The 12,289-nt window shown below is 38.2% G+C and carries 12 protein-coding genes, 2 pseudogenes and 1 other annotated feature; of the genes and pseudogenes, 9 read left to right on the forward strand and 5 right to left on the reverse strand.

Features of this window, described 5'->3' with window-relative positions; translation table 11 throughout:
* The 5 genes and pseudogenes from V7127_RS21335 to V7127_RS21355 all read left to right on the forward strand — a co-directional run.
* Positions 1–274, forward strand: a pseudogene (locus V7127_RS21335) (hypothetical protein); the annotation flags it as partial.
* A 429-nt stretch (positions 275–703) separates the two neighbouring features.
* Complete coding sequence (fabI, locus tag V7127_RS21340; RefSeq protein ID WP_335489420.1) at positions 704–1,483, forward strand: enoyl-ACP reductase FabI; 780 nt, start codon at positions 704–706, stop codon at positions 1,481–1,483.
* Positions 1,484–1,671: 188 nt separating this feature from the next.
* Positions 1,672–2,307, forward strand: a complete 636-nt coding sequence (locus tag V7127_RS21345) for a metal-dependent hydrolase (RefSeq protein WP_335489423.1) — start codon at positions 1,672–1,674, stop codon at positions 2,305–2,307.
* A gap of 128 nt (positions 2,308–2,435) precedes the next feature.
* The gene (locus V7127_RS21350) at positions 2,436–2,951 is read left to right on the forward strand and encodes a class I SAM-dependent methyltransferase (protein ID WP_438824051.1); all 516 of its coding nucleotides are present in this window, start codon (positions 2,436–2,438) and stop codon (positions 2,949–2,951) included.
* Between the two features lie 24 nt (positions 2,952–2,975).
* The gene (locus V7127_RS21355; RefSeq protein WP_335489426.1) at positions 2,976–3,182 is read left to right on the forward strand and encodes a DNA-binding protein; all 207 of its coding nucleotides are present in this window, start codon (positions 2,976–2,978) and stop codon (positions 3,180–3,182) included.
* Positions 3,183–3,253: 71 nt separating this feature from the next.
* Here V7127_RS21355 and V7127_RS21360 read toward each other — a convergent pair whose 3' ends face one another.
* Together V7127_RS21360 and V7127_RS21365 are read right to left on the reverse strand one after the other, a co-directional pair.
* Positions 3,254–3,463 (reverse strand): hypothetical protein, encoded by a 210-nt coding sequence (locus V7127_RS21360; protein WP_335354476.1) that lies wholly within the window; start codon positions 3,461–3,463, stop codon positions 3,254–3,256.
* A 277-nt stretch (positions 3,464–3,740) separates the two neighbouring features.
* Positions 3,741–4,721, reverse strand: a complete 981-nt coding sequence (locus V7127_RS21365; protein WP_335489429.1) for a ring-cleaving dioxygenase — start codon at positions 4,719–4,721, stop codon at positions 3,741–3,743.
* Between the two features lie 326 nt (positions 4,722–5,047).
* On the opposite strand from V7127_RS21365, the gene V7127_RS21370 reads away from it, so the two are divergent.
* From V7127_RS21370 to V7127_RS21380, 3 genes and pseudogenes are all read left to right on the forward strand, one after another.
* Positions 5,048–6,304, forward strand: a complete 1,257-nt coding sequence (locus tag V7127_RS21370) for an MFS transporter (protein WP_335489432.1) — start codon at positions 5,048–5,050, stop codon at positions 6,302–6,304.
* Between the two features lie 384 nt (positions 6,305–6,688).
* On the forward strand, positions 6,689–6,856 hold the full coding sequence (locus tag V7127_RS21375; RefSeq protein WP_335348315.1) for a lipoprotein: 168 nt from the start codon (positions 6,689–6,691) through the stop codon (positions 6,854–6,856).
* A gap of 18 nt (positions 6,857–6,874) precedes the next feature.
* Positions 6,875–7,201, forward strand: a pseudogene (locus V7127_RS21380) (redoxin domain-containing protein); the annotation flags it as partial.
* Between the two features lie 85 nt (positions 7,202–7,286).
* On the opposite strand, the gene V7127_RS21385 reads toward V7127_RS21380, so the two are convergent.
* Together V7127_RS21385 and nhaC are read right to left on the reverse strand one after the other, a co-directional pair.
* Positions 7,287–8,153 carry an MBL fold metallo-hydrolase gene (locus V7127_RS21385; protein ID WP_335489435.1) on the reverse strand — a complete coding sequence of 289 codons (867 nt, stop codon included), beginning with the start codon at positions 8,151–8,153 and terminating at the stop codon, positions 7,287–7,289.
* Positions 8,150–9,574, reverse strand: coding sequence for a Na+/H+ antiporter NhaC (nhaC, locus tag V7127_RS21390; protein ID WP_335489438.1), 1,425 nt, complete (start codon positions 9,572–9,574; stop codon positions 8,150–8,152). The genes V7127_RS21385 and nhaC overlap by 4 nt, the downstream gene beginning before the upstream one ends.
* A 48-nt stretch (positions 9,575–9,622) precedes the next feature.
* Positions 9,623–9,811: a binding site (T-box leader), on the reverse strand.
* 200 nt (positions 9,812–10,011) lie between these two features.
* Between nhaC and V7127_RS21395 the strand changes: the two genes are divergently transcribed.
* Positions 10,012–11,178, forward strand: coding sequence for a pyridoxal-phosphate-dependent aminotransferase family protein (locus V7127_RS21395; RefSeq protein WP_335489441.1), 1,167 nt, complete (start codon positions 10,012–10,014; stop codon positions 11,176–11,178).
* Between the two features lie 49 nt (positions 11,179–11,227).
* On the opposite strand, the gene V7127_RS21400 is transcribed toward V7127_RS21395, so the two are convergent.
* Positions 11,228–12,289: MFS transporter (locus tag V7127_RS21400; protein WP_335489444.1), on the reverse strand; the 1,062-nt coding region annotated here is incomplete at its 5' end.

Below are 12,289 nucleotides of genomic sequence, written 5' to 3' on the forward strand. Positions count from 1 at the left end.
GGTAAACGCCTTGGATCAAAAAGTAAACACCCTGGACCAGAAGGTAAACGCCTTGGATCAGAAGGTAATTTCATTAAGTGAAACAGTAGCAGCCACGAATGTAAAAATTTTAGAAACAAATGAAAGAATTGATGCTCTTGAAAAGAAAGTAGACAAGGTTATTGACGAAGTAAAAGAAATCAAAAATTCAATGGCCACAAAACATGATCTGGAATACTATGATCAAATGATTTCTGAGCACTCCAGACAAATTTACAAGTTAAAAAATCATTAATCTGCAGCAAGAATCCCCAATTATTTCATTTAAGGCTATTATTTTTCTAAAATTGTTCAATCTCCTCACTTTAAGAGTTCGCACTATTGAAGAAACGCTTTTTAGTAAATGTTATTTGGAGGTAGGGAAACTCTTTATTAAAAATGAGGTTTTCCCTTGATGTATCTAAAATTATCAGACTTAAGCTATTGCATATTCTACCTCAAACTTCTCTCCAAAAAAAATTATCTTATCTGCATTAGGTCAATAATAAATTTGTATGCAACTGCTCAGTCAACTTTTAATACTTTGATCTATTCCATTTCATTGGAACATCTTTATACTCACATTTAATAACATTGAAATAGAAAGTATTATGGTATAATGAATAATTAAGAGCAAATTCTATGATTTGCTGAAATTAATTATTCTTTCGCTTTGGAGGCTAACATGGAAGATTTACTTAAATTAAAAGACAAAAATATTGTAGTTATGGGAGTGGCAAATGAACGAAGCATTGCTTGGGGAGTAGCAAAATCTCTTTATCAAGCAGGGGCTAATGTCATTTTTACATATCGGAAAGAACGCTCGCTTGGAAAACTGACAAAACTTCTAAGTGAACAAAACTTAGAAGCGAAATTAATCGTACAATGCGATGTGAACAGTGATGAAAGCATAGCTGAAGCCTTTAATAAAATTGGAGAGGAAGCAGGTACCGTTCATGGAGTGCTCCATTCCCTTGCTTTTGCGCATGCTGAAGATTTAAAGGGAGATTTTATCGATACGACAAGAAGCGGTTATGCTTTTGCCCAAGACACAAGTGCGTACTCGTTAATTGCTGTTGCGAAAGCGGCCAAGCCTCTTATGACTGAAGGAGGTACCATCATTGCGATGTCTTATCTTGGTGCAGAGCGTGTGGTTTCTGGATATAATGTGATGGCGATTGCAAAAGCTTCCCTTGAAGCATCAGTGAAATATTTAGCTTCTGAATTAGGAAAAGACAATATCCGTGTCAATGCCATTTCGGCTGGTGCCATTCGTACGCTTGCTGCAAAAGGAGTTCCTTCCTTTAACCAAATCCTACACAAAATTGAAGAGACATCACCTCTGAAAAGAAATGTTACGCAAGAGGAAGTTGGGGATATGACACTTGCCTTAATGAGCCATCTTTCAAGAGGGGTTACGGGTGAAATTGTTTATGTAGATGCAGGATATAATATTATGGGATAACATAAATAAAGGGAGATTCTCTTTGGTCAAGATGACAAATCAGAATCTCCTTTTTTACTTTGAGTTTATAAGATAAGATGTAAAGGATTTTCTTGCTGTTTATTAAAATTAATTGTATAATCGATTCAAGAACATATGTTCTAATTTAAATTTAGTATTTATTGTTAATATAAGCTTTAAAGAAACAGGTGGAAAAATTGAACGGTACATCACATACAGTCATCGGAGCAGCAACCGGTTTTTTGACAGCTAATTTGCTGCAAACAGATCCAACAGGAACTATTTTATTAGTAGGGATAGGGGCAATTTCTGGATTAATGCCCGATATCGATATTGACGGAAAGCTAAGTAATAAAATCACAATTTCACATAAGATTATAAGAACAGCTGCTCAATTCATAGCTATACTGTTGATTTTATATAGTTATTTTACTGGTTCAGGAATGAATAAATGGATAGGTATTGGGGCAGGAATGCTTATATTCATCATATCCTCGTTTATCACACAAAGAAGGATGCTGACAATTACAGGAATTGGTGTCCTATTTGGAGGTTTCTCGCTTCAAGAAAATTGGTTATGGCTGTTAGGCATTTATATTATCGCAGCTTCATTTGTTCCTCATAGAAGCTATACCCATTCATTATTAGGTGTTTTCTTTTTTGCATACATATCCGTCCAGTTCGAAATAGCAATTGGGCACGAAGGTGTATTTATTACCTGCCTAATGGGCTATGTAAGCCATTTAATTGCCGACATGAAGATACTGCCCTTTAACAAGAGAGGGGTTAAATTCTTTTTGCCATTTTCCAAGAAGGAGTTTTAGGTAAAAATGGGTAAAGAGAAACTTTTCAATTATTGGAGTTGAAGAGATTGAGAAGTCCTTTTCTAAATTTATATGATTTTTTTATGAGCCCTTTAGAAAGATGGAGGTTTCAAGGGATTCGAAGGGATTTGCTTAATAGAGCGACCGGGAAGGTGTTAGAACTTGGTTCAGGGACTGGCATCAATTTTCAACTCTATGAACATGCAGATAAAGTCATCGCGATTGAGCCAAGTCAAAAGATGATCAATCGTTCTAGACCAAGACATCAAAGTGCTGTTGTACCAATTGAAATTCTAAAGGTAAGTGGCGAGCAGCTGCCATTCGAAAGTCATACTTTTGATACAGTAGTGGCGACTTTGGTTTTTTGTACAATACAAAATCCAGAAAAAGCGCTGAGTGAAGTTAAAAGAGTATGTAAACCTGGCGGAAGAATTCTCTTATTCGAACATGTCATTTTGGAAAACAGCTTTCTATCTATGTTGCAGAATTGGTTAACTCCTGCATGGAAGAGAATTTGTGATGGATGTTGTTTGAATCGGGATACTTATGGGCTAGTCATTCAGCATGGTCTTACAATAATAAATATTGAAAAGCATTTTAATGGTTTGTTTATTGTCTTAGAAGCAAGAAATGATCAAAGTTAAACGATAAAAAAGGTGAGGTTCAAAATGACAGAAGAAATAATGAGAAGCGATCTGCCTTCCGGATTAGCAAAACCAGCAAGACGTGCTCTGGAAGGAGCAGGTTACAGTAGACTTGAGCAATTCACTAAAGTGAGAGAGGCAGAAATATTACAGCTACATGGTATGGGACCTAAAGCTATAGAGCAAATTCGACTTGCTCTTAAAGAGAAAGAGATGTCCTATCTAAAATAAAAAAATCATGAGAGTCTTCTACAAGAGCCGATATTCAAAATATCGGCTCCGACTACTTTTATTAATGCAAGTTACACATCCTCAAAGAAATCTCTAAACTCTTTCATATCTGTTGATTTATCATTTACATAATAGGGATTTTCAACTGTTGAGTCTTTTGGATCCAAATTCGTTTTTATGACCAAAGTGGGACCAGATGATCGTTGTGGGGCTATTATTCGATCATTCAGATTATCAAAATCCGGCAGTTTTTGGCTTCCTGGCTGGCTTGGTTCTGTCATCTTAGCACCTCCTGTATAAATAGGTTGCTTCTTGTGGAGAAATATATAAGGATAAAAGCTTATTTTTTGTCAAGGTAATTACCTAAAGTATTCACATTACTCTGTTTGAATTGTTATTGTTAAGACAAGTAGGAAATAGAAGGGTATTTAAAGTATAAAAAGTTGTATGCGTCAGTGTGGAGATAAGGAAGTGTAATTCATGAGAAGATAGCTTCATGAAAGAAAGAGATTGCCTGATTCTCCTAAAATGAAGAAATCAGGCAATGTGGTATAAAACTTAATATTCTTTTTCTATTTTCTTCGTACTTCTAGTCGTATCGATTGGTCTAACTATTTTTTCAATATGCTCACGTTTTCCTTCTAAGAACGGAGGCAGGGATAATTTTTCTCCCAGTGTTTCATACGGTTCGTCTCCCATAAAGCCAGGACCATCTGTAGCAAACTCGAATAATATTTGAGGTGCCACTCTTGAGTATAAGGATCCGAAAAAGAAACGGTCAATGAAACCAGATGTTGGGATTCGGAAGCTTCGAATCTGCTTGTCCCATTCTTCTAGAACAGAGCGGTCTTCAACACGGAATGCCGCATGATGAACGGTACCAAAGCCTTGTTGGGCCTGATGGAGATTAGGATTATCTTCTACTATTACTTGGGCACCGTTTCCACCTTCTCCAACTTCAAATAAATGAAATGCACCCTCCTGGTCGATTTCTCTGAATAATAGAACCTTCTCCATCATTTCTTTAAAATAAGGAAAATTTGCGATTCGAACAAAGATTGGACCTAGGCCAGTAATCGCATATTCTAATGGAATAGGACCGTCTAGCCATGGTGTTCCAGAGGCAACCCCTATATTATTTTCATCAGAAATTAATTGATAATGCTGTTCATCGAAATCAATGAAGGAAATTGTCTTTTTCCCAAATTGCTCTTTAATCCCCGTATGATTAACATCGAGACGGTCAAATCTTTTGACCCAATAATCTAATGCCGCGTCATTAGGTACACGAAAGGATGTTTTTGAAATCTCATTTGTTCCGTGTACGCCTTTAGGAATGCCAGGAAAGTCAAAGAAAGTCATGTCTGTCCCTGCATTTCCAGCGTCATCTGCAAAAAATAGGTGATATGTTTTTATATCGTCCTGGTTAACCGTTTTCTTTACTAAGCGCATTCCTAAAACATAAGTGAAAAAGTCATAGATCTTTTCAGCACTGCTTGTAATAGCTGTTACATGATGGATGCCTTTTAGTTCGTTCATTAATATTCCTCCAATAAAACTTTTGATTTATATTGATTACTTTACCCATACAATTCGTACACATGAATCGAATTTTACTTTGAATAAAAGTATCTTTAATTCGAGATAATAATATCACGGATTTAAACAAATGACAACCTTAAATTAATTATTTTCAGCAAACAGAATTGTGTTGGTAAAAGAGGAATAAAAAGGTTAATCATAATTTTATTATGTCAACTAATATTTTCTGAATTACCTAAAATCTGAAAACTTTTTCTTTTATGAAGTATAAAACAGTAGTATGATAATTTTATTGTATTAAGTATGAATGTGGAGGGGAAATTTTGTATTATGGTTGGATAGTGGTATGGCTGACATTCTTTGTCATACTAATTGCTGCGGGGATTCGCTCGATTACGGGTATACTCATAATACCGCTGGAGCAGGAATTTGAATGGAGCCGTTCCTCTATTTCGTTCGCCTTTGCGATAAATTTAACGATATATGGATTCTCAGGTCCGTTTATTGCGGCTGGGCTTGAAAGAATAGGTATTCGAAAAACGATGGCATATGCGATGCTCGTGCTAGTAATCGGAATGACAGCTAGCTTATTTATGAGTCAAATTTGGCATCTGAACCTCATTTGGGGAGTTATGATTGGAGTGGCCAGCGGGGTTTTTCTTACCGTTTTAGCAGCAACTATAGCTAATAATTGGTTTGAAAAACGAAAGGGAATCGTTGTCGGCATACTAATGTCAGCTACTGCCGCGGGGCAAATGATTTTTCTTCCGTTGCTTTCTAATTTGACTGAGGCTTTTTCGTGGAGAACAGGAATTTATGTATTTATTGGGTTAGGTATCTTGATGATCCCTCTTATAGCAATTTGGATGAGAGATAAACCGGCTGATAAGGGGCTAATCCCTTACGGTGCAGTCACAAATCAAATTGCCCCTATTATTCAGAATGAAAAAAATCCAATTAAGGAAGCATTCGAGGTATTATGGATAGGTGTTCGTACTGTTCCATTTTGGTTATTATCCATTAGCTTTTTTATTTGTGGTTTGTCCACTGCGGGATTGATTGGGACGCATTTTATCGCGGCTTGTGGTTTGTATGGTATATCAGAAGTATATGCAGCAGGCTTGTTTGCATTTATGGGGATTTTTAATATTATTGGAACGATGATTTCGGGATGGTTATCTGATCGGTTCGATAATCGATGGCTATTATTTTGGTATTACGGACTTCGGGGATTATCCCTAATCATCCTACCGTATGCACTTGATTTACGATCCTATCCAATGCTTGTCGCTTTTTCTGTATTTTACGGTTTAGACTGGATCGCAACCGTGCCACCAACCATCCGGTTAGCCTCAGAATACTTTGGCAAAGAACGGGGAGCGATCGTCTATGGCTGGGTGTTTGCTGCTCACCAAGTGGGCTCGGGTGTTGCTGCGTTTTTAGGCGGCTACTTTTATGAAATTTTTAATGGCTATTCGATCACGTTTATTTCAGCAGGTGTACTTTGTATTGTAGCAACGTTTTTTGTGTTGAGTTTTAAAAAGAAGCAGGGAGCATTAAAGAATACAGTAAGTGCTTAATGCATAGTAGACATGATGAAGGACTTGAGGATTAATTTATCGAATATGTGTCGTATAAACTCTAGTTAAAGGACATACTTTGATAGTTTTATCTGTTATGTGTACTTTAAGCTTTTGTTAAAGGACATACTTTGTTAGTTTCGTCTGTAATGTGTCCTTTAAGCTGTTGTTAAAGGACATACTATGTTAGTTTCATCTGTAATGTGTCCTATAAACTTCTGTAAAAAGACATACTTTGGCACTTTTATCCCTTATTTGATCTTAAAAAGTGGATTACATAGGCTATCTATTATAATATATCTATTGTGAAATGATAAATGTAAGTAAAAATGCCCTAAAGCATTTTCAATGGGATTAGGCGTTTGAACTTAGAAAGGAGACAACATGAAATTACGAATGGTTTTGCTGACCCTAGCAGCAGTGCTATTTCTTGCTGCTTGTGGTCAAAAGGGTTTAGAAGATCCAATTACATTAGCAGATCAAGATAACAATGAAGTTACATTTCCATTAGAGAAGCCAGCATTGTTCTTTTTTATTACAACATACACCTGAGGACTTTGTCAGCAGCAACTAGTTGAGTTGCATGGAAATCTTGACATGTTAGATGACATGGATATGGAAATGTTTATTATCAGCAATGATACACCGGAACAGCAAAAGGAATTATACAACCATTTAAAGGAATATTTTGGAACAAGTTTGCCGTTTATTTCTGACCCGAAAATGGAATTGATTGACCGATTCGGAATGAAGAATGGTGATGTTGCTTATCGCGGCTACGGAATTTTGGACCAAAATGGGAAAATCGTTTTCAAAAAAGTAAATGATCATTGGGGAGAACAGATCGAACAAACTGTTCAAGATATTGAGAAGGAATATAAAAAAATTAAACAATAAAATATAGCCAGTCCTGAGTATAACAAATACTAAGGGACTGGCTATAATTTTTGTTATCGAAAAAACTTTATGATTGCAACAAACCTCACAATCTAAATTCCATCCCATCCTCCGCTATATGAAAACCTCTATCCTCAATTTGCCTTCGAATTTGACGATCAGAGTCAATAACAGGGTTCGAATGATTAAGATGGGTAAAATATATTTCCTTTTCTCCAACTAAATCTTGAAGCCTTTCCATTGTTTCTGTCATGAGAGGGTGGGGAATTTCTCGGAAATCCCGGCCAATTTTTTCAAGGTCTTTCGGTGAATGAAAGGTCCCATCAAGCAGGCAGATGTCAACCTCTTGGCAAGCATTGTATATATCTTGGTCCCATTCATTCCAGCGGTCGATATCTGGAATGTAGAGGACTTTTTTATTCGGTCCGCTAATCACAAATGCAAAAGTCTCAGAGAATTCATTTCGATGCGGAACATCCATTGGAATAATTGAAACTTGCTGAGATATGGGAAGTGGCTGTCGATTCCTAATTTCATGCGTTACGATGTTCTTTAGCTTAGTTAATTGACTCCATGGCGCCTGTTCATTTAGCAGCTGATTCATTTTTTGACCTGCAAACACAGGAGTTCCAGCAGCACCAATTGCTTCACGCCCCAAAAAGAGTAACCCCGGATAATGACCTAAATGGGCATGCGTTAAAAAGATGCTATCCATAAGCTGGCCCTGCAAGCTGTATTTTAATTGCAGATTTACCATCTGTTCTTTTAAATCAGGAGTCGCATCAATCAAATGCCATTTTCGCTCATTCGGAAGAACGATGGCCAATGAGGCGGCAAGGCGCCGAACCTTAGGATTATTAATCGCCTCTGTACAATTTTTACAAAAACAATTTGGATGTGGCAGTCCAGCATCTTGTGCCGTTCCTAATACATGTAAAATCACTTCGCTCATTGTAAAATTTCTCCTCTATCTTTTAATAGCTTTGTATCTTCTTCATGATAATTCTTCTTTGAAATCGTCCAGCCTGTGAAGCCGAATATGATATTGATAAGCGGGACTAGGAAAACAAAGAAAGCGTACGGTATAAATTCGCCAGGGGAAACGCCAAGGATACTCATTGCAAATACAGCAGGGACACTCCATGGTACGAGGTTAATCCCAACCGTTCCAGCCGCTTCTACACATCTTGAAAGGTTTTTCGTATCTATTCCCATTTCTTTATATTTTTTTACAAAGGTTCTGGCTGGTAAAATAATCGCCAAAAATTGAGCACCACTTGCAAAGGCTACTACAAAAGTAGAAAGAATCGTTGAACTAATTAAGGTTCCTGCAGATTTGACCTTCGCCATCATTTTTCGAGTTAATATTTCAAAGGATCCTGTATCTTCTAATATACCTCCAAGTGCAGTCGCGATGATTAATAAAGCAATTGTACCAAGCATTGACATCATGCCGCCGTTATTTAACAAGGAATCTAATGCTGCAACACCAGAATCAGCGGAATATCCGTTTGTCATGACTTGGATAATGGAAGATACGGATGCTCCTTGGACAAAGATGGCAAGCACACCACCTAAAAGACTAACACTCATTAACGCTGGGATGGCTGGTGTACGTAAAATCATTAGGATGATTGTTAGCACCGGCATTAGCAATAATAGCGGATGAATGATAAATACTTCATTTAAACCAACCTTGATCGTATCTATGACATTTGCATCTGCCACAACACTTGCCGCACCGGAATTACTAACAATCCAATACAAAAAGATGGATAGAAAAAATGCAGGGAGCGTATCCCAAAGCATATGTTTAATATGGCTAAATAAATCCGTTTCAGCCATGGCAGGTGCAATATTTGTAGTGTCAGAAACCGGTGATAATTTGTCTCCAAAATAAGCCCCTGAAATCACTGCTCCAGCAACAAGACCCGGTGAAAATCCAAGTCCTTCCCCAATCACCATAAAAGCAAGCCCGATGGTTGCAATAGATGTGAAGGAGCTTCCTAATGTTATGGACACAATACCAGTAACAAGTGCTACTATAGGGACAAATAATTCTGGTTTTATGATGGATAGACCATAGTAGATGATTGTTGGGATGACACCGCTTGCGATCCATGAGCCAACAATCATGCCAATAATAAGCAGAATAAATACAGCTGGTAAAGCTCTAGCAACTCCTTGAACCATCATATTTTGGATTTCATCCCAGCTCCAGCCGCAAATCTTCGCAACGATTGCTGCTACGATGACCCCAATCATTAATGGGATATGCATGCCTGCTTTCCAAATAAATATCGATAAAGCCGCAGAAATGATTAATGCAAGTATTGGAATGACCGACATCCCAATGCTAAGTTCCTTTTTCATATTATGTTCTCCTTCCTTAAGCAATAAAAACAAAAAAGCCCCATCCCCAAAAGGGACGGAAGCTCCGCGGTACCACCCTAGTTAGCAGATTACTCTGCTCTCTTATTAGATAACGGCCGAAACCGGAAAAACAGCTCCCTAACTGTATTTCACTATACACCTTGCCTGATTTTCACCACCATCAAGTCTCTGTCTTTCAAGAGTGTATGAGCTACTTAAATAGTTCAACGCTTTTGTGCTTTTATGCTTTTGTGTAATCAAGTATAGTACTATCATATTATTAAATTCCTTTATCAGTCAATGATTTTCTAATGAGTTTTAATTTAGAAGAGGTATTAAATTTTGAATTTTATAATAATTAGAGGGTATTACATATTCATATAGAAGTATTAATAGTATGGAATGATTGCTTAATAAATTCGATTAGGAGGATGCACATGCGTAACAAAGAAATGCTGCTTATACCGGGACCGACACCTGTTGTCGATTCCATTTATGATGCACTTGCAGAGGAAACAAGAAGTCATACGGATCATAGGTTTACAGCTATATACCGAAGTGCTATTGAGAAGACAAGGGAAATGCTAAACAGTGATGGAGAAGTATTTGTAATCTCAGGGTCCGGGACACTTGCAATGGAAATGGCTCTCGTTAATACGGTAGAAGCCGGAGAAAAGATTCTTGTCATTAGTCAAGGCTTTTTCGGAGATCGCTTTATCAAAATTGCCGACGCATTCGGGATTGAAGCCGAGGTTATTCAATCAGAATGGGGAAAACGGGTTGATCCCGATGAAGTTAAGGAAAAGCTTGCGTCCGGAAATTTCAAGGCTGTTACGATTACACATGCCGATACATCCACAGGTGTTTCAGCAGATTTAAATACTTTAGTACCGATTATTAAGAGCCATGGTGCCCTAATCATCCTTGATGGTGTTTGTGCTACAGCTGCAATGGAAGAGGATATGAGCAAGTCTTATGGGGATGAAAATGCGAAGATTGATGTTGTTTTATCAGGCTCCCAAAAAGCAATCGGTGTACCGCCGGGAATCGCAATTGTTGCCTTTAATAAAACGGCATTGGTTGCACGAGAACAAATAAAGCGTGTGCCTGCGTACTATTGTGATATTAACAATTGGATTCCAATTATGAATGACCCTTCCAAATATTTTGCTACTCCGCCAGTCAATTTAATCTATGCCTATGAAGAAGGGATGAAGCTCGTATTAGCTGAAGGGATGGAAAATCGCTATAAACGTCATAAAGCGTTTGGGAAAGCGGTTCGAGCTGCTCTTGCCGTATACGGGATGAAAGCTATAGCGGACGAGGCGGTTGCGGCTGATACATTAAGCTGTATTCTTTATCCAGATGGCATGGACGATGCTGCTTTCCGGACTGCCCTAGCTGAAAAAGGACTAATTGTGGCAGGAGCTCTTGCTCATTTGGCTGGCAAAGCATTCCGGATCGGCCATATGGGAAATACAACCGATCAGATGCTTGAAAAAGCAGTCGTTTTATTTGGAGAGACGCTGATAGAACAAGGATTTGAGGCCGACACAGAAAAAGCTGTGATGCGTTTTAGAGAGTTGGCGACACCTGTCCGTTAAAAATAAGAAAGCCTTGCAAGCGTATACTTTATACCTTTCAAGGCTTTTTTTATCCGCTAAAAGCTTGTTCACGGGCTCTGGCTACAAAATAGAGGTAAAGAATGATAGAAAAAAGTACGGAGACAGCTGCTACCATATAAATCGCACTATATCCAAACCAGTGGCCAATCTGGCCGAAAGCTATGGCTCCAATTCCCACACCTAAATCAAAAAATGAGAAAAAGGTTGCGTTGGCCATACCTCTCCGATGAAGAGGAGCTTCCTTTACTGACCATGCCTGCAAGGCAGGCTGAACGGTGCCAAAACCTAAGCCATAAAGAATAGCAGCTATGTAGAGAATCAAACTACCCGGCAGCCATGAAAGTAATCCCATCGAAATTAATATAAGAATAGCCCCTGGGATAAAAACGGCCTTATGTCCCTTTTGATCATAAATTTTTCCAGCAAATGTCCGTGATAACAATAAAGCAAAGGCATAAAGCAGAAAGTACCATTGGATTCCTTCGACCCCTTTTTGCGCGGAATAAAGGGGCAGGAAGGTGGCGATTCCTCCAAAAGTTACTGTTAAAAAGAATAATAGTACTGAAGGTGGAAGTGCACTTTTCTCATAGAAATCCCACTTTTTATGAGGCTGCTGCACAGCTGCGGGATCAACTTGTTTATAACGAATTTTCAACGATAGAATGAAGGCCATTAATCCAAGGAGTGAGCAAATTATAAATAACATCTTAAAAGAAATAGTGCCTGTTAGGGCAAGACCTAGAGTGGGTCCAAGTGCTAATGCGATATTGCCCGAAAGTCCATAATATCCCATTCCTTCTCCGCGCCTTCTTGGGGGGATAAGATCAGTCGCGATCGTTCCAGAAGCAGTTGTGGAAAAGCCCCAGCCAACTCCTTGAACAATTCTAATAAAGAAAAGAAAAAATAAACTTGGGACAAAACCGAATGATCCTACTGAGATCACAAATATCCCCAGCCCAAATAAGTAAACGAAACGCCTGCCCCTTGATTCTGATGCATGCCCGGCAAAAGGACGAAGAAGCAAAGAGGAGAATGTGAAAATTCCTACTACTATGCCGATGAGCTGATCATTTCCGCCTAATTCCTCGAC

The sequence above is a fragment of the Bacillus sp. JJ1773 genome, assembly GCF_036962035.1.
GTDB lineage: Bacteria > Bacillota > Bacilli > Bacillales > Cytobacillaceae > Cytobacillus.

Coding starts and splice junctions, on each gene's coding strand:
- V7127_RS21395 (WP_335489441.1), top strand. CDS start 10,012: ATGCGTAACAAAGAAATGCTGCTTATACCGGGACCGACACCTGTTGTC.
- V7127_RS21375 (WP_335348315.1), top strand. CDS start 6,689: ATGAAATTACGAATGGTTTTGCTGACCCTAGCAGCAGTGCTATTTCTT.
- V7127_RS21360 (WP_335354476.1), bottom strand. CDS start 3,463: ATGACAGAACCAAGCCAGCCAGGAAGCCAAAAACTGCCGGATTTTGAT.
- nhaC (WP_335489438.1), bottom strand. CDS start 9,574: ATGAAAAAGGAACTTAGCATTGGGATGTCGGTCATTCCAATACTTGCA.
- V7127_RS21365 (WP_335489429.1), bottom strand. CDS start 4,721: ATGAACGAACTAAAAGGCATCCATCATGTAACAGCTATTACAAGCAGT.
- fabI (WP_335489420.1), top strand. CDS start 704: ATGGAAGATTTACTTAAATTAAAAGACAAAAATATTGTAGTTATGGGA.
- V7127_RS21355 (WP_335489426.1), top strand. CDS start 2,976: ATGACAGAAGAAATAATGAGAAGCGATCTGCCTTCCGGATTAGCAAAA.
- V7127_RS21385 (WP_335489435.1), bottom strand. CDS start 8,153: ATGAGCGAAGTGATTTTACATGTATTAGGAACGGCACAAGATGCTGGA.